Consider the following 16,799-nt stretch of genomic DNA (forward strand, 5'->3'; position numbering starts at 1 on the left):
AGCGTGAGGGAAACGCCCGGTTACATTCCGAACCCGGAAGCTAAGCCTCACAGCGCCGATGGTACTGCAGGGGGGACCCTGTGGGAGAGTAGGACGCCGCCGAACAATCTTTGGAGGACCCCTGGTCACCAGCGTTCAGCTGGGACCAGGGGTCCTTTTGTTTTTACAATGCTTGTGGTACCGAAGACAGGAGTCACCATGTCCACCAACTCTCCCGACGATCGACCGGAGCGCGACCAGCGGCGACGGGACAGTGGTGACCGGGGTGACCGTGGCGGTTTCCGGCGCGACAATGACCGGCGCGACAACGACCGGCGTGGTGGCGACCGTGGTGGCTACGGCCGCCGTGACGATCGCCGTGATGACCGCCGCGACGACCGGCGTGACGACCGCCGGGGTGGCGGTTTCCGCCGCGAGGGCGAGCGGGGCACGCGTCCGGGATTCCAGCGCGATGACCGAGACCGGGGTGACCGCGGCGGGTTCCGTCGCGACGACCGCCGTGACGACCGCCGTGACGATCGGCGTGACGACCGCAGGGACGACAGCCGTGGCGGCGGTTTCCGCCGTGACGACCGCGGTGACCGGGGGGACCGCCCGTCCTTCCGCCGCGACGACGACCGCGGCGGCTACGGCCGGCGCGACGACAACCGTGGTGGCTACGGCCGCCGTGACGACCGTCGTGATGACCGCCGTGACGACCGCGACCGGGGGGAGCGTGGCGGCTTCCGTCGCGACGACCGCCGTGACGATCGGCGTGACGACCGCAGGGACGACAGCCGTGGCGGCGGTTTCCGCCGTGACGACCGCGGCGACCGGGGTGCGCGCCCGGCCTTCCGGCGTGACGACCGCCGGGACGACCGTCGCGATGACCGCCGGGACGACCGTGGGGACCGCGGCTTCCGCCGTGACGACCGCGGTGACCGGGGGGACCGTCCGTCCTTCCGCCGCGACGACGACCGCGGTGGCTTCCGGCGCGACGACCGGCGTGACGACGACCGCGGCGGCTTCCGGCGTGACGACCACCGAGGTGGCTTCCGGCGTGACGACCGCCGCGACGACCGCGACCGTGGCGACCGCGACCGTGGGGAGCGCGGTGGTTTCCGCCGGGACGACAGCCGGGGTGAGCGTGGCGGCTTCCGTCGCGATGACCGGCGCGACGACCGTGGGGGCCGTGGGCCCCGCAGGGACGACCGTGGTGACCGCGGTGGCCGCCCCGGTGGGTTCCGGGGCCGTGACGGCCGTGACGGCCGGGACGACCGTCGAGGCGGGGGCCGGTTCCGTGACGACCGGGACCGCGACCGGGAGCCGATCAAGCGGCTGCCGATCCCGGAGGACGTCACCGGCGACGAGATCGACAAGGATGTCCGGCAGGAACTGCAGAGCCTGCCCAAGACGCTCGCGGAGGACGTCGCCAAGAACCTGGTGATGGTCGCCCGGCTCATCGACGAGGACCCCGAGGGCGCCTACGGCTACTCCAAGGTGGCACTGCGCCTGGCGTCCCGGGTGGCCGCCGTGCGCGAGGCCGCGGGCTTCGCCGCGTACGCGAACCAGAAGTACGGCGAGGCGCTCGCCGAGTTCCGGGCCGCCCGGCGGATGACCGGCACCGTGGACCTGTGGCCGGTGATGGCCGACTGCGAGCGCGGGCTCGGCCGGCCGGAGAAGGCGCTGGACATGGCCGGCGCCCCGGAGGTGCACAAGCTGGACAAGGCCGGTCAGGTCGAGATGCGGCTCGTCGCCGCCGGCGCCCGGCGCGACATGGGCCAGCTGGACGCGGCCATCGTGACCCTGCAGAGCCCGGAGCTGGCCTCCAACTCGGTGCAGCCGTGGACCGCTCGCCTGCGCTACGCGTACGCGGACGCCCTGCTGGCCGCCGGCCGGGAGCGCGAGGCGCGGGAGTGGTTCGCGAAGGCCGTCGAGGCCGACCGGGACGGCAGCACGGACGCCTCCGACCGGCTCGCCGAGCTGGACGGCGTGGAGTTCGTCGACGCCCTGTCCGAGGCGGACGAGGACGTCGAGGACGGCCAGGACGCCACCGGCGAGTCCGCCGACGCCTCCCCGGAGGACGGCGGCAAGGACTGACGTCGGTCACCGGGAAGAGGGCAGGCTCCTGACGGAGCCTGCCCTCTTCCGTGTTCCGGCGGGCCGTGCTTCGACGGCCGCCGTCGGCTCAGATCTCCAGTGCCCGCAGGACCAGTCCCGAGGCCGGCTTCGGGCCGAACGACGTCGACTTGCGGGGCATGGTGACGCCCTGCCGGGCCAGGTCGCGTACGACCTCCTCGCGCACCGGATGCATCAGGACCGCCGTACTGCCGTCGCGTTCCGCCTTCTCCACGGTCGCGGCCGTGTCGTGGATGTAGGCGATGTGGGCCGGGGAGTCCTCGGGGATGTGCCAGACGTGGTCCAGCAGCGTGGCGTGCAGGACGGTGGCGTCCAGCGCGCGCCAGGCGGGCGGGCGGTCCGCGGGGACGGTCCGGGCCAGCAGGTCGGGGTCCGGGCGGTCGAGCAGGTGGAAGGCGCCGTCGCCGGCGAGCAGGAAGGCGTTGCCGGCGCAGGCCGCGTCCGCCAGCGTCTCCAGGGCCTGGGCGAGGGGCTTGTCCAGGTGCCGTACCCGGAACAGGCCGTCGACCGCGGCCAGCGCGTCCGCGACGGGCAGGCCGTGCAGCAGCCGGTGGATGGCGCGCACGCGCAGCGGGTAGCGCACGGTGTCGACCAGGAGGACCAGACCGTAGTCCCAGGGGCTGGGGGAGGGGTGTTCCAGGCGCAGCCGGCGGTAGGTGGCCCAGCGGTGGTGGCCGTCGGCGATGAGGGCCTGGCGGCCGGCGAGGTCGCTCTGGACGCGGGCCAGTTCGCCCGGGTCGGTGACGGACCACAGGCGGTGCCGGAAGCCGTCCTCGGTGGTCGTGGCCAGCAGGGGCGGGCGGTGGGCCGTGCGGTCGACGACCTCGGCCGCGGTGCCGTCGCCCCGGTAGGTCAGCAGCAGCGGTTCCAGGTTCGCGCGTGTCGCCCGCATCAGGGCCGCGCGGTCGGCGACCACCGGCGGCATGACGTCCTCGTGCGGCAGCACCACGCCCTCCGCGGGTTCGGTGACCCGCAGGGTGCCGATGATGCCGCGCTGGAGCATGCCGTCGTCGTGCCGCTGCTCGTACACGTAGAGGCCCGGCTCGGGGTCGGCGGTGAGGACGCCCTCGTCCAGCCAGCGGCGCAGTGTGTCGGCGGCCTGCTCGGTGCGGGCGCTGGGGGTGCCGGCCTGGGGAAGGATCAGCCGGACGATGTTGTAGGGGTCGGCCGACTGGAGGTGGTGCAGGCCGTCGGGGCGCACGACGACGTCGTAGGGCGGGGAGGTGACGGAGGCGAGGCTGCCGACCCGGTCGGGGTCGTAGCGAAGGCCCCGGAACGGGGTGAGTTCCAGGCCTCGACGCGGTGTCGCCTCCCAGTGACCTGCTGTGTTCATCCCGGCATCGTACGTGTGTCGGCGGCATGCGGGATGATCGGGGGAAAGGCGAGTGAACGAGGAGCGATGTGGACATGAGCCAGGGCGTCAGGACGAGGCCCGAGGGCAGTGGGCAGCCCCTGAGCGAGGCGTACGACACGGCGCTGCTCGATCTGGACGGGGTGGTGTACGCGGGCGGGAGCGCGATCGCGCACGCGGTCGACTCGCTGGCGGTGGCCCGGTCGGGCGGGATGCGTCTCGCGTACGTCACCAACAACGCCCTGCGGACCCCGGACGCGGTGGCCGGGCATCTGACGGAGCTGGGCATACCGACGGGCGCGGACGAGGTCATCACCTCCGCGCAGGCCGTCGCGCGGCTGATCAGCGAGCAGGTTCCGGCCGGGGCGCGGGTGCTGGTGATCGGTGGCGAGGGGCTGCGGGTGGCGCTGCGCGAGCGGGGTCTGACGCCGGTGGAGTCGGCGGACGACGACCCGGCGGCGGTCGTGCAGGGCTACGGCGGGCCGGAGCTGCCCTGGGGGCGGTTCGCGGAGGCCTCGTACGCCGTCCGGCGGGGTGTGCCGTGGTTCGCGTCCAACACGGATCTGACGATTCCGAGCGGACGGGGCATCGCGCCGGGCAACGGGGCGGCCGTGGAGGTCGTGCGGATCGCGACGGGCGCCGAGCCGCAGGTCGCGGGCAAGCCGCTGCCCCCGATGCACCGGGAGACGATCATCCGGACCGGTGCCGAGCGGCCGCTGGTGGTCGGGGACCGGCTGGACACGGACATCGAGGGGGCCATCAACGGCGGGGTGGACTCGCTGCTGGTGCTGACGGGGGTGACCGACGGGGCGCAGTTGCTCGCCGCGCCGCCGCAGCACCGTCCGACGTATGTGGACGCCGATCTGCGCGGGCTGCTCACCGGGCAGCCGGACATCACCCGGGAAGGTGACGGTTTCCGTTGCGGCGGGTGGACGGCGGCGGCCGGGACGGACCGGTTGGAGCTGACGGGCGACGGCGAGCCGCTGGACGGGCTGCGGGCGCTGTGCGCGGCGGCCTGGACGGCGGCGGGGGAGGGGACCTGCGCGCTGGACGGGGAGAAGGCGCTGACCCGGCTGGGTCTCTGACGGTTCTTCAGGAGGAGCCCGGCGGGCCTCGGGGCGACGGGAGGACGCCGGACCTCCGGGGCCTCGGCGGAGCTTCACGGCGACCAGGGATCGAGATCGTATGCGAGGGTAGGCTAACCTAACCTCGTGTTGGTCGACAGTCCTCCGGAACAGCGCGCGGAGACCGCCCCCGCGCCCCCAACCCGCCGGGCGGCGCGGGCCCTTGGGCTCCTGCTCTCGGTCGTGCTCCTGGTGTGCGTCGCGCTGGCGAGCATCGCGATCGGGGCGAAGGCACTGTCGCTGGAACAGGTCTGGCACGGCCTGTTCCACGGCACGGGGACGTACGGCGACGTGGTCGTCGACGAGCGGCTCTCACGTACCGCCCTCGGTCTGCTGGCCGGTGCCGCGCTCGGCCTGTCCGGCGCGGTGCTCCAGGCGCTGACCCGCAACCCGCTGGCCGAGCCCGGGCTGCTCGGCATGAACGCGGGCGCCTCCGCCGCCGTCGTCACGGCCATGACCTACTTCGGCGTCACCAGCCTCAGCGGCTATGTGTGGTTCGCGTTCCTCGGTGCGGCCGCCGTCGGCGCGCTGGTGTGGTTCCTCGGCGGCAGCCGGGGCGCCACCCCGGTACGGCTCGCGCTCGCCGGCACGGCGATCAGCGCGGCCCTGTACGGCTACCTCCAGGCCGTGATGATCACGGACGGCGCGGCCCTGGGCAAGATGCGTTTCTGGACGGTGGGTTCGCTGGTCTCCGCCACGAACGCGACCATCGTGCAGGTCCTGCCGTTCCTCGCGGTCGGCACGGTCCTCGCGCTCGCCCTGGCCCGGCCGCTGAACGCCGTGGAGATGGGCGACGACACCGCGCGCGCCCTCGGCGCGAACCTCAACCGCACCCGGGCGCTGGCCATGCTGGCCGCCGTGGTGCTGTGCGGTGCCGCGACCGCCGCGTGCGGCCCGATCGTCTTCGTCGGCCTGATGGTCCCGCACGTGGTGCGCTCCTTCACCGGTCCCGACCTGCGCTGGATCCTGCCGTACGCCACGGTCCTGGCGCCCGTGCTGCTGCTCGGCGCCGATGTCGTCGGCCGGGTCGTGGCCCGCCCCGCCGAGCTCCAGGTCGGCATCGTCACCGCGATCGTCGGCGGCCCGCTCTTCATCTTTCTCGTACGACGGCGGAGGACGGCCCAGCTGTGAAGACACACTCCAGGAGCCGTGCCGTGCGCACCCCCGGCGGGCTCTCGCTGCGCCTGGACCCGCGTGCGCTGATCGTCGTCGCGCTGCTGCTCGGCGCTGCCTGCGCCGCCGGTGTGGCGTTGATCGGCACCGGCGAGGCGAGGATCCCGGCGGCCGACGTGCTGCGGACGCTCGCCGGCGACGGCACCGCCTACCAGGACTTCATCGTCAACGAGCTGCGGCTGCCGCGGGTCCTGGTCGGCCTGCTGGTCGGCGCCTCGCTCGGCCTGGGCGGAGCACTGTTCCAGTCGGTCTCCCGCAACCCGCTGGGCAGCCCGGACGTGCTCGGCCTGTCGCAGGGCTCGACGGCCGGCGCGCTCGTCGTGATCGTGCTGATGTCCGGCAGCGCCTCCCAGGTGACCCTGGGCGCGCTGGCCGGGGGCCTGGCGACCGGTGTCGCCGTCTACGCGCTCGCCTGGAAGCGGGGCGTGCACGGATACCGGCTGGTGCTCGTGGGCATCGGCGTCAACGCGATCATGACGGCGGTGAACGGCTATCTGCTGACCAAGGCCGACCTGGTCGACGCGACCCGCGCGGTGGTGTGGATGACCGGCTCCCTGAACGGCCGGGACTGGGACCAGGTGTGGCCGCTGCTCGGGCTGTGCGCCGTCCTCGTCCCGCTGGTCCTGGCGAACGCGCGCGGCCTGCGGATGATGGAGATGGGCGACGACGTCTCGAACGCCCTCGGCGTGCGCGTGCAGCGCGTCCGGCTCGTGCTCATGGTCTGCGCCGTCCTGCTCGTCGCCGCCGCCACGGCCGCCGCCGGCCCCGTCAGCTTCGTCGCGCTGACCGCGCCGCAGCTCGCCCGCCGCCTCACCCGCTCGCCGGGACCGAACCTGGTGCCCTCCCTGTGCATGGGGGCGACCCTGCTCGTCGCCGCCGACTGGGCCTCGCAGCGCGCCTTCGGCGCCGACCAGCTGCCCGTCGGCGTGGTCACCGGCGTCCTGGGTGGCGCCTACCTGCTGTGGCTGCTGGTCACCGAGCGCCGGGCGGGCCGGATATGAAGCGCGCGCAGGGCCCGGACACAAGCGCCGCCCACCCGAACACCCCGAGGAGCACCGTGAACCGCCTGTCCGCCGACAACGTCACCCTCGCCTACGACCAGCGGGTCATCGCCGAGCAGCTGTCGGTGGAGATCCCCGACAACTCCTTCACGGTGATCGTCGGGCCGAACGCGTGCGGCAAGTCGACGCTGCTGCGGGCGCTGTCCCGGATGCTCAGGCCCAGCGAGGGCCGGGTGCTGCTGGACGGGCAGGCCATCCAGTCGATGCCCGCCAAGAAGGTCGCGCGGACCCTCGGCCTGCTGCCGCAGTCGTCCGTCGCGCCCGACGGCATCACCGTCGCCGACCTCGTCGGCCGCGGCCGCTACCCGCACCAGGGTCTGCTGCGCCAGTGGTCGGCGCAGGACGAGCGGGTCGTGCGGGAGTCGATGCGGCAGACCGGGGTGGCGGAGCTGGCCGAGCGGTACGTGGACGAGCTGTCCGGCGGGCAGCGGCAGCGGGTGTGGATCGCCATGGCGCTCGCCCAGCAGACCCCGCTGCTGCTCCTGGACGAGCCGACCACCTACCTGGACATCCAGCACCAGATCGACGTCCTCGACCTGTGCGCCGAGCTGCACGAGGAGCAGGGCCGGACGCTGGTGGCGGTGCTGCACGACCTCAACCACGCGGCCCGTTACGCCACCCACCTGATCGCCCTGCGCGGCGGCACGGTGATCGCCGAGGGCGCCCCGAACGACATCGTCACGGCCGAGCTGGTCGAGGAGGTCTTCGGGCTGCGCTGCCAGGTCATCGACGACCCGGAGACGGGCACCCCGCTGGTGGTGCCGGCGGCCCGGAAGGCGCGCGCGGAGAAGGCCGCGGCGGCGTCCTGAGGGCGCGCGTCGGAGACGGCCACGGTGGCCGTGCCGACGACGTGAACGCCTTACAGCAGCTTCCGGAGCCGGAACAGGTCCAGCAGGCTCGCCTCCAGTTTCACCCGGCCCGAGCCCCAGGCGGTCGCGAAGTTCAGCTCGCCGCCCACCAGGGCCACCAGGTCGTCCCCGGCCATGGCGAGCCTGATCTGCGCCTTCTCGCGCGGCGGGCCCGGATGCGTCTCGTCGACCTCGATCCGGCCGTCGGTCATCCGGCCCGCGAAGGTGACGTCGAGATCGGTGATGTGGCAGCTCACCGAGCGGTCGAGCGCGGCGGCCGCGCGGGCGTCGCCCTCGGCCCCCTGCATGTTGTCCGAAAGCTTCCCCAGTGCGGCGCGGCACTCCTCGATCGTGGCCATCGCCCACGACGGTACCGCAGCGGTTCGGGGTAGCGTCTGGGCATGAGCGAGTCCGTGTCCGAGGCCCACATCGACACCGAGGCGGCGCCCGCGTACGACCCCGCGGCGCCCGCCCCCCTGAACGTCCCGCGCACCCCCACCGGCAACGCCGAGGTCGACGCCCGGCTCGACCGGCTGGCCGACGCGGACCACCTCGCCACCGACGGGCATGTCGAGGTGTACGAGGATGTGCACCGGGGGCTGCGCGACGCGCTGACCGCGCTCGACGCCCGTCCGGGACCCGCGGCCCCCGCACCGTCACACCACCAGAGCAGGAGCTGAACCGAACGTGGCAGGAGTCGCACGCCGCCGTCTCGACGCGGAGCTGGTCCGCCGGAAGCTCGCCCGTTCACGCGAGCACGCCAGCCAGCTGATCGCCGCCGGGCGGGTCACCGTCGGCAAGACCGTGGCGACCAAGCCGGCCACCCAGGTGGAGACCGCGGCGGCGATCGTGGTCCAGGCCGACGACAGCGATCCCGACTACGTCTCCCGGGGCGGGCACAAGCTCGCCGGCGCGCTGGCGGCCTTCGTGCCGCAGGGGCTCGTCGTCGAGGGCCGGCGGGCGCTGGACGCCGGCGCGTCCACCGGCGGCTTCACCGACGTCCTGCTGCGCGCGGGCGCCGCCCACGTCGTCGCGGTGGACGTCGGCTACGGCCAACTCGCCTGGTCGCTCCAGAAGGATGAACGCGTCACCGTCAAGGACCGTACGAACGTACGCGAGTTGACGCTTGAGGCGATCGATGGGAAACCTGTGGATCTTGTCGTGGGCGATCTGTCCTTCATCCCGCTCGGGCTGGTGCTGCCCGCCCTGAAGCGGTGCGTGACGCCGGACGCCGACCTGGTGATGATGGTCAAGCCGCAGTTCGAGGTGGGGAAGGAGCGGCTCGGCAGCGGGGGTGTCGTACGGAGTCCGCAGCTGCGGACGGAGGCCGTGCGCGCCGTGGCCGAGAAGGCGTGGGAGCTGGGGCTCGGGGTGCGCGGGGTCATCGCGAGCCCGCTGCCCGGGCCCTCGGGGAACGTGGAGTACTTTCTCTGGCTGCGGGCGGGCGCACCTCAGGTGGACCCGGCCGACGTCGACCGTGCAGTGGCGGAGGGGCCGCGGTGACACAGAACCTGGCGCGTACTGTTTTCCTGCTCGCCCACACCGGGCGGCCCGCGGCGATCCGCAGCGCGGAACTCGTCGTCAAGGGCCTGCTGCGGCATGGCATCGGGGTGCGGGTGCTGGAGGAGGAGGCGCGCGACCTGCCGCTCCCGGACGAGGTGGCCCTCGTCAAGGAGGCCACCCCGCAGTGCCTGGACGGCTGCGAGCTGCTGATCGTTCTGGGCGGCGACGGCACGCTGCTGCGCGGCGCCGAGTTCGCGCGGGCCTCCGGGGTGCCGATGCTCGGCGTCAACCTCGGACGCGTCGGATTCCTCGCGGAGGCCGAGCGGGACGACCTGGACCGGGTCGTGGACCGGGTGGTGGCGCGGTCGTACGAGGTCGAGGAGCGGATGACCGTCGACGTCGTGGTGCACCGCAACGGTGACATCGTGCACACCGACTGGGCGCTGAACGAGGCCGCCGTGCAGAAGGCCGGCGCCGAGAAGCTGCTGGAAGTCGTCCTGGAGATCGACGGGCGGCCGGTGACGGGCTTCGGGTGCGACGGCGTCGTGCTGTCCACGCCGACCGGGTCCACGGCGTACGCCTTCTCCGCCGGGGGGCCGGTGGTGTGGCCGGAGGTGGAGGCCCTGCTGATGGTGCCGATCAGCGCGCACGCGCTGTTCGCCAAGCCGCTGGTCACCTCGCCGGACTCCGTGCTGGCGGTGGAGGTGCTGCCGCACATCCCGCCGGGGGTCCTGTGGTGTGACGGCCGGCGGACCGTGGAGCTGCCGCCGGGGGCGCGGGTCGAGGTGCGGCGGGGCGCCGTGCCGGTACGGCTGGCCCGGCTGCACCACTCGTCCTTCACCGACCGGCTCGTGGCGAAGTTCGCGCTGCCCACCACGGGATGGCGGGGCGCGCCCCACCACCCCTCGGAGTGACACGGGCGGGCCATGTGCGTTCCCGGCCCCGGACCTCGTATGGTCTGTTCCGTGTTGGAGGAGATGCGGATACGGTCGCTCGGGGTCATCGACGATGCCGTCGTCGAGCTGTCGCCGGGGTTCACCGCCGTCACCGGTGAGACGGGTGCGGGCAAGACCATGGTGGTCACGAGCCTGGGGCTGCTGCTCGGCGGACGGGCTGACCCGGCGCTCGTGCGGATCGGGGCCGAGAAGGCGGTGGTGGAGGGGCGGGTCGCCGTGCCACCCGGCGCCGCCGCCGTCGTGCGTGCCGAGGAGGCCGGGGCCGAGCTGGACGACGGTGCCCTGCTGATCAGCCGTACCGTTTCCGCCGAGGGCCGCTCCCGGGCGCACCTGGGCGGGCGCAGCGTGCCCGTCGGGCTGCTCGCCGAGCTGGCCGACGACCTGGTGGCCGTGCACGGGCAGACCGACCAGCAGGGGCTGCTGAAGCTGTCCCGGCAGCGGCAGGCGCTCGACCGGTACGCGGGCGACGCCGTGGCCGTGCCGCTCGCCAAGTACGGCGAGGCGTACAAGCGGCTGCGGGCCGTCTCCGCCGAGCTGGAGGAGATCACCACGCGCGCGCGTGAGCGGGCGCAGGAAGCCGACATGCTGCGGTACGGGCTCGACGAGATCGCCGCCGTGGAACCCCGGCCCGGCGAGGACGTGGAGCTGGCCGAGGAGGCCGAGCGGCTGGGGCACGCCGAGGCGCTGTCGTCCGCCGCGACGGCCGCCCACGCCGCTCTCGCGGGCAATCCGGAGGACCCCGAGGGGATCGACGCCTCGACCCTCGTCGCGGGCGCGCACCGGGCGCTGGAGGCCGTGCGGTCGCACGATCCGGCACTGTCCGCGCTCGCCGACCGGATCGGGGAGATCGGCATCCTGCTGGCTGACGTGGCGGGCGAGCTGGCGGGGTACGCCGACGACCTCGACGCCGACCCGCTGCGGCTGGCGGCGGTGGAGGAGCGCCGGGCCGCCCTGAACGCCCTGACCCGCAAGTACGGTGACGACGTCGCCGGCGTCCTGGCCTGGGCCGAGCGGAGCGCCGCGCGGCTCACCGAGCTGGACGGCGACGACGAGCGGATCGAGGAGCTGACGGCCGAGCGGGACGCGCTGCGCACCGAGCTGGGCGGGCTCGCGCAGGCCCTGACGGACGCGCGGACGGAGGCCGCCGAGCGGTTCGCCGCCGCCGTGACCGCCGAGCTGGCCTCGCTGGCGATGCCCCACGCGCGCGTGTCCTTCGACATCCGCCAGAACGAGGACGCGGACGGCGTCGAGGTCGGCGGGCGGACGGTCGCCTACGGCCCCTCGGGCGTGGACGAGGTCGAACTGCTGCTCGCCCCGCACCCGGGCGCCCCGCCGCGGCCCATCGCCAAGGGCGCGTCCGGCGGTGAGCTGTCCCGCGTGATGCTCGCGGTGGAGGTGGTGTTCGCGGGCACCGACCCGGTGCCGACGTACCTCTTCGACGAGGTCGACGCCGGTGTCGGCGGCAAGGCGGCGGTCGAGATCGGGCGGCGCCTGGCCAAGCTCGCCAGGACCGCGCAGGTCGTCGTGGTCACCCACCTGCCCCAGGTCGCCGCGTTCGCCGACCGCCAGCTGCTGGTGGAGAAGACCAACGACGGCTCCGTGACCCGCTCCGGTGTGAAGGTGCTGGAGGGCGAGGAGCGCGTCCGCGAGCTGTCCCGCATGCTGGCGGGCCAGGAGGACTCCGAAACGGCCCGCGCCCACGCGGAGGAGCTCCTGGCGACGGCCAGGGCGGACCTTTAGGGCCGGCACCGCCCGGGTGTCCCCCTGCGGGGTGCCGGGGCTCGTGGGGAGGGGCCCCCGGGCCCGGCCGGTCGCCGGGGCGACAGGTGCCGTCGTGGCCGTGCCGCCCGACGGCCTCGGTGAGTGCGCGACGCCCGGGGACACGGGGCGCTCGCCCCCGAGGCCGCACCGGGGGGCGGCCGTGGTGGTGGGAAACCGGCGCGCGGAGGTGCTCGCGCGCGCCGTCGCTCCGGTGGCCGCCGCCCGGCACGGGGACCCGGTCGATGTCCGGGAGCGGGTCTGTGCGGGGCTGACCTCGCCGTATGCCCTCGTGCACCGTTCGGACGCGGCAGGCGTCCCCTCACCCGTGTGGGTGATGTGCTCCGGCGCATTGCCCCGGCCCGCCGCACGGTGCGCCCTCCCGGCTGTCCCTGAACGGCCGTACGTCCTGGCATGCTTGACGGGGAACGCGGGGCGGGCAGCGGGTACGGACGGTCCGCCGGGGAGGCGCGCGGGGTGCGTCCTTCCGCCCCCCTGGGCCCGCTACCTTCTGTACGTTTCCTCGTGACCACCCCACGCCGACCCCGTGCCCGTCCCCGTGAACCAGGAGCCCGGCCCCGTGAGCCCCCTGAGCAGCAACGCACCGCACGGCCAGTCGCCGCTGCGCACCGTGCAGGTGCTCGGCGGAGGGAACGCCGGCAGCAGCGCGCACGTGCGCTCCCTGGCCGAGGGACTGGTGGCGAGGGGCGTGCGGGTCACCGTGTGCGCCCCCGCCGAGGCCGATCACGCCTACGACTTCGCCGGGGTCGGCGCCGACCACGTGCACGTGCCGCGCAGCAGCGACCCCGTCGCCGTGGCCGCGCTCCGCACGGCCTGCGCGAACGCGGACCTGGTGCACGCGCACGGCCTGCACGCCTCCTTCCGTACCGTGCTCGCGCTCAGCGGGCGCACCACCCCGCTCGTGGTCACCTGGCACAACCGGGCCCACGCGGAGGGCCCGCGGGCCCATCTGCTGCGGCTGCTGGAGCGGCGCGTGATGCGGACCGCGGCCGTGGTCCTCGGCACCAGCCCCGACCTGGTCGACCGGGCCCGGCGCACCGGCGCGCGCGACGCCCGGCTCGCGGCCGTCGGCCTGCCGGGCCGGCACCGCACCGGCGGCCTCCTCGACGCCGACGCCCTCGGCCCCGAAGGCTCCGACCCCTTCGACGGCCACGACCGCGACGACCCCGACCGGCTGCGGCCCAAGACGCGGGCCGAACTCGGCGCCACCGGACGCCCGTTGCTTATCGCAGTCGGCTCCCTGGAGCGGCACCGCGGCTACGACGTCCTGCTCGACGCCGCCCGCGCCTGGCGCGACCTCGAACCGGCGCCGCTGGTGGTCGTCGCGGGGGAGGGGCCCCTGCGGCCGGTGCTGCAACGGCGGATCGAGGACGAGGAACTGCCGGTGCGCCTCATCGGGCACCGCGAAGACGTGCCCGAGCTGCTCGCCGCCGCCGACCTGGCCCTGCTGACCAGCAGTCGGGAGTCGCGGTCCGTCCTCGCCCAGGAGGCGCTGCACGCCCGCGTGCCGCTCGTCGCCACCCGCGTCGGCGGCATCCCGGACCTCGTCGGCGACGCCGCCGAACTCGTCCCGTACGGCGACCCGGGAGCCCTCGCCGGCACCGTCGTACGGCTCCTCGCGGACCCGGAACGCCGCGCGGTGCTGCGCGAGCGCGGGACGCGGCAGGCCGCCACCTGGCCGACCGAGGACGAGACCGTCGCCCAAGTGCTCAGCGTGTACGACGAGTTGACGCAGCCGCGGCCGCTGCCCTGAGCGGTCTCAGGGCACGTGCCGGCGCGCCCGCAGGGCCAGGCTCAACGCCAGTACCGTCTGCGGGTCGTCCAGGTCGGTGCCCAGCAACTCCCCGATCCGGGCGAGCCGGTTGTACAGCGTCTGCCGGTTGAGGTGCAGTTCGCGGGCCGTCTCCGCCTTGCGGCCGGCGTGCGCCAGATAGGTCTCCAGGGTCGGCAGCAGCGGCGGCCTGGAGCGCTGGTCGTGGTCGCGCAGCGGGCCGATCGCCCGGTCCACGAAGGACGCCAGGTCCGGGTGGTCGCGCAGCCGCCACAGCAGCAGGTCGATGTCCAGGCGCCGGGCGTCGTACCAGGGCCGGTCGGTCAGGCCCTGGGCCGCCGTCGCGGTCTCCGCCGCGTGCCGCAGCCCCGCCGAGGCAGCCGCCCAGCCGCCCGCCACCCCGACCACCACCACCGGCGGCGGCGAGCCCGGCCGGCGCATCCCGGCCCGCTCCACCCCCGCCCGCAGCGCCGCCGCCACCCGGTCCGCGACCGTGACCCGCTCCGACTCCGGGCGCAGCCCCAGCAGCACCAGCACCCGGCCCTCCACCGGCCGCACCCCCAGCAGCACCGGCACCCCCACCGCGGCCAGCTCCTCGGAGACCGCGCGGGCCAGCACCGCCCAGCCGCCGCCGGGGGAGAGGCTGTCGCCGATCCGCATCACCACGGGCAGCAGCGGGCTGTCGCCGGGCTTGAAGCCGAGCACCCGGGCCTGCGCGGGAGCGTCCTCCGCCGCGATCCGGCCCTCGGCGAGATCGGTGAGGAAGTCACCACGCCCGCGCGCCGCCAGCTCCTCCTCCTGCCGCGCCTGCATCAGCACCACGGCCAGGATTCCCGCGGCCCGCTCGGCGGCGATCCGGTGCACCGGGTCCAGCGGTGAGCGGACCGGCAGCAGCACCAGCCGGGCGCGCACGGCACCGGCCGTCCCGGGCCCGCCGCCGGGCACGTCCACCAGCACCGACCCGGCGGGCGGCGGGGCCTGCTTGTGCGGGCCGCGCAGCCCCTCCCACACCTGGAGCGGGTCCGCGCCCGCCGGCCCGGCGCCGGCGGCGTACAGCAGCCGGCCGTCGGCGGTCTCCAGGAACACCGGGTTGCCGCCGAAGCCGGCCAGGATGTCCAGCACCTGCGGCACCCCGCCCCCGCCCAGCAGGGCCTCGGTGCAGCGCCGGTGCACCTCCTCCGCGCGCTGGAGCAGCGCGTAGTGGCCGTTGACGATCTCCGTGTGGATCTCCTCGGTCACCGCCACGAACGGCACCTCGCGGTGCAGCTGGACCAGCGGCAGCCCGGCCGCCCGCGCCGTGTCCACCAAGGCGGCGGGCAGCCGGGTGAAGCGCGGGCCCAGCTCCACCACGAGGGCGGCGATCCCGCGCTCGGCGAGGGTGCGCACGAACGCCCGCTGCTCGGCCGGCCGGGTGCCCAGGCCGTAGCCGGTGGTCAGCAGCAGCTCGCCGCCCTTGAGCAGCGAGGCGATGTTCGGGACCTCGCCCGCGTGCACCCAGCGCACCGTGCGGCCGAGCCGGTCGGCGCCCGCCAGCACCTCCGGCAGCCCGCTGCGCAGTCCGGGCAGCTCCAGCGCCCGCTGCACGGTGATCCCGGCGCCCTGGTTGTCGGATCGGTGGTCCGTACGGCTGTGCATGCGGCGACGCTACCTGCGACAACGCCCTCAGGACAGCTCCCGCCCGGAGCGAACGCCCTCAGGACAGCTCCCGCCTAGACCGGACGGATGTTGTGGTTGAAGCGGAAGACGTTGTCGGGGTCGTAGCGCCGCTTCACCTTCGCCAGACGCAGGGTGTTCCCGGCGCCCAGGCCCGCGCGGACCCGCTCGGGGCCCTCGTCGCCGATGAAGTTGAGGTGCACCGCCCCCGTGCTCCACCGCCGCAGGCCGGCGCGCACGTCCCGCACCCAGCTGATCGCCCGCTCGTCGTCGGCCGGGTCCGGCCAGATCGCGAGCGGGTGCGCCGCCCAGGGCGCGTCCCGGTAAGGCACCGGGTACTCGTGCGGACCGGCGGCGACGGCCCCGCCCTGCGGGAAGAGCAGGTGCTGGGTGGGGGTCGGCGCCGGCATGCCGTCCGCGCGGGCGCAGAAGGCGTCCACGGCCTCGTCCGGCAGCCCGGCCAGACACTCCGCCGACCAGTGGTTGCGCAACCCCGCCGGCCGGTCGAGCAGGGACTGCGCGTCGGCGTACGGCATGTCACCGGCCAGCTCCACCTCGTGCGGCAGCGCGAGCAGCGGCTCGGCGAGCTTGCGCAGCTCGTCCTCACCGCCGGCGTAGGTCAGCAGGGCCGCGCACAGCGGCACGCCCACCAGCTCCGGCGGTGTGAACCGCGCGGGCGGGCCGGTGAGGTACAGCGCCGCGCCGCCCACCTCGTCCGGCCCGGTGCGGAAGATCTCGCGGAAGGTGCGGAGCACGTCCGGTCCGGCGTCCGGCAGGAACATCAGCAGGACGACCGAGAACTCCGGCAGCTCGTGCAGCCGCAGGGTGAGCGCGGTGGCGACGCCGAAGTTGCCGCCCCCGCCGTGCAGCGCCCAGAACAGCTCGGGGTTCTCGTCGGCGCTCGCGTGCACCCGCTCGGCGTCGGCGGTCACCAGCTCCACGGCGATGAGGTTGTCCACGGCGAGGCCGAAGGCGCGGTCGAGCCAGCCGGTGCCCCCGCCGAGGACGTAACCGCCGACGCCGGTGGTGGAGTCCCGCCCGCCGGTGGTCGCGAGGCCGTACGGCTGGGTGGCGCGGTCCAGCCGGCCCGTCGTGGCGCCGCCCTCGACCCGGACCGCCTCGGCCGCCGGGTCGACGGTCACCCGGTGCATCCGGCGCAGGTCCACCACGAGCGCGCCGTCGCCCAGCGCCGTACCGGCCACGCCGTGGCCGCCGCCGTGCACCGCGATGTGCAGGTCGAGGTCCCTGCCGAAGCGCACGGCCCGCACCACGTCGGTCGCGTCCGCGCACTGTGCGATCACCGCGGGCCGCCGGTCGACCATCGCGTTGAAGACCGCACGGGCCTCCTCGTAGCCCGGGTCCGCGGGGACGAGCACATCGCCGACCAGATCCTCGCGGAGCGCGGCGAGCGCCGCGCCCGCCTTCGAGAGGGAAGCCATGGCCGCCCCCTTCCGGAAGGGGC

At 74.8% G+C, this 16,799-nt stretch carries 15 protein-coding genes and 1 rRNA gene; 11 read left to right on the top strand and 5 right to left on the bottom strand.

Annotated features, from left to right (window positions below):
- Positions 1-105 (top strand): 5S ribosomal RNA (gene rrf / locus AB0946_RS15425); the annotation flags it as partial.
- A 30-nt stretch (positions 106-135) separates the two neighbouring features.
- Here rrf and AB0946_RS15430 read toward each other — a convergent pair.
- Positions 136-1,023, bottom strand: a complete 888-nt coding sequence (locus tag AB0946_RS15430) for a hypothetical protein (protein WP_366761472.1) — start codon at positions 1,021-1,023, stop codon at positions 136-138.
- Positions 1,024-1,317: 294 nt separating this feature from the next.
- Between AB0946_RS15430 and AB0946_RS15435 the strand changes: the two genes are divergently transcribed.
- Positions 1,318-2,079: a hypothetical protein gene (locus AB0946_RS15435; protein WP_366761457.1), complete on the top strand. Its 762-nt coding sequence runs from the start codon at positions 1,318-1,320 to the stop codon at positions 2,077-2,079.
- A gap of 88 nt (positions 2,080-2,167) precedes the next feature.
- Here the strand turns inward: AB0946_RS15435 and AB0946_RS15440 are convergent, their stop codons facing one another.
- Entirely contained in the window at positions 2,168-3,451 is a 1,284-nt protein-coding gene (locus tag AB0946_RS15440) for a DUF1015 domain-containing protein (RefSeq protein ID WP_366761106.1), read from the bottom strand.
- Positions 3,452-3,525: 74 nt separating this feature from the next.
- On the opposite strand from AB0946_RS15440, the gene AB0946_RS15445 reads away from it, so the two are divergent.
- From AB0946_RS15445 to AB0946_RS15460, 4 genes are all read left to right on the top strand, one after another.
- Complete coding sequence (locus AB0946_RS15445; protein ID WP_366761107.1) at positions 3,526-4,554, top strand: HAD hydrolase-like protein; 1,029 nt, start codon at positions 3,526-3,528, stop codon at positions 4,552-4,554.
- A 126-nt stretch (positions 4,555-4,680) separates the two neighbouring features.
- Entirely contained in the window at positions 4,681-5,724 is a 1,044-nt protein-coding gene (locus tag AB0946_RS15450; protein WP_366761108.1) for an iron chelate uptake ABC transporter family permease subunit, read from the top strand.
- Positions 5,721-6,767: an iron chelate uptake ABC transporter family permease subunit gene (locus AB0946_RS15455; RefSeq protein ID WP_366761109.1), complete on the top strand. Its 1,047-nt coding sequence runs from the start codon at positions 5,721-5,723 to the stop codon at positions 6,765-6,767. The genes AB0946_RS15450 and AB0946_RS15455 overlap by 4 nt, the downstream gene beginning before the upstream one ends.
- A complete protein-coding gene (locus tag AB0946_RS15460; protein ID WP_366761110.1) occupies positions 6,764-7,636 on the top strand; it encodes an ABC transporter ATP-binding protein in 873 nt (290 codons plus the stop codon). Before AB0946_RS15455 ends, AB0946_RS15460 begins: the two co-directional genes overlap by 4 nt.
- 50 nt (positions 7,637-7,686) lie before the next feature.
- Here AB0946_RS15460 and AB0946_RS15465 read toward each other — a convergent pair whose 3' ends face one another.
- On the bottom strand, positions 7,687-8,034 hold the full coding sequence (locus AB0946_RS15465; RefSeq protein ID WP_366761112.1) for an SCP2 sterol-binding domain-containing protein: 348 nt from the start codon (positions 8,032-8,034) through the stop codon (positions 7,687-7,689).
- A 42-nt stretch (positions 8,035-8,076) separates the two neighbouring features.
- Here AB0946_RS15465 and AB0946_RS15470 point away from each other — a divergent pair, with 42 nt between their 5' ends.
- The 5 genes from AB0946_RS15470 to AB0946_RS15490 all read left to right on the top strand — a co-directional run bounded on the left by AB0946_RS15470 (position 8,077) and on the right by AB0946_RS15490 (position 13,666).
- Complete coding sequence (locus AB0946_RS15470; RefSeq protein ID WP_366761113.1) at positions 8,077-8,355, top strand: hypothetical protein; 279 nt, start codon at positions 8,077-8,079, stop codon at positions 8,353-8,355.
- Positions 8,356-8,362: 7 nt separating this feature from the next.
- On the top strand, positions 8,363-9,178 hold the full coding sequence (locus AB0946_RS15475; RefSeq protein ID WP_366761114.1) for a TlyA family RNA methyltransferase: 816 nt from the start codon (positions 8,363-8,365) through the stop codon (positions 9,176-9,178).
- Positions 9,175-10,092, top strand: a complete 918-nt coding sequence (locus AB0946_RS15480) for an NAD kinase (protein ID WP_014671839.1) — start codon at positions 9,175-9,177, stop codon at positions 10,090-10,092. The genes AB0946_RS15475 and AB0946_RS15480 overlap by 4 nt, the downstream gene beginning before the upstream one ends.
- 39 nt (positions 10,093-10,131) lie before the next feature.
- Positions 10,132-11,874, top strand: a complete 1,743-nt coding sequence (gene recN / locus AB0946_RS15485) for a DNA repair protein RecN (protein WP_366761115.1) — start codon at positions 10,132-10,134, stop codon at positions 11,872-11,874.
- A gap of 598 nt (positions 11,875-12,472) precedes the next feature.
- A complete protein-coding gene (locus AB0946_RS15490; RefSeq protein ID WP_366761116.1) occupies positions 12,473-13,666 on the top strand; it encodes a glycosyltransferase family 4 protein in 1,194 nt (397 codons plus the stop codon).
- Between the two features lie 6 nt (positions 13,667-13,672).
- On the opposite strand, the gene AB0946_RS15495 is transcribed toward AB0946_RS15490, so the two are convergent.
- On the bottom strand, positions 13,673-15,319 hold the full coding sequence (locus tag AB0946_RS15495) for a PucR family transcriptional regulator (RefSeq protein WP_366761117.1): 1,647 nt from the start codon (positions 15,317-15,319) through the stop codon (positions 13,673-13,675).
- A 74-nt stretch (positions 15,320-15,393) separates the two neighbouring features.
- Complete coding sequence (locus tag AB0946_RS15500; RefSeq protein WP_366761118.1) at positions 15,394-16,776, bottom strand: FAD-binding oxidoreductase; 1,383 nt, start codon at positions 16,774-16,776, stop codon at positions 15,394-15,396.
- Positions 16,777-16,799: the final 23 nt, after the last annotated feature.

It is taken from the genome of Streptomyces sp. NPDC046870, from assembly GCF_040704595.1.
Taxonomy (GTDB): Bacteria; Actinomycetota; Actinomycetes; order Streptomycetales; family Streptomycetaceae; genus Streptomyces; species Streptomyces argyrophylli.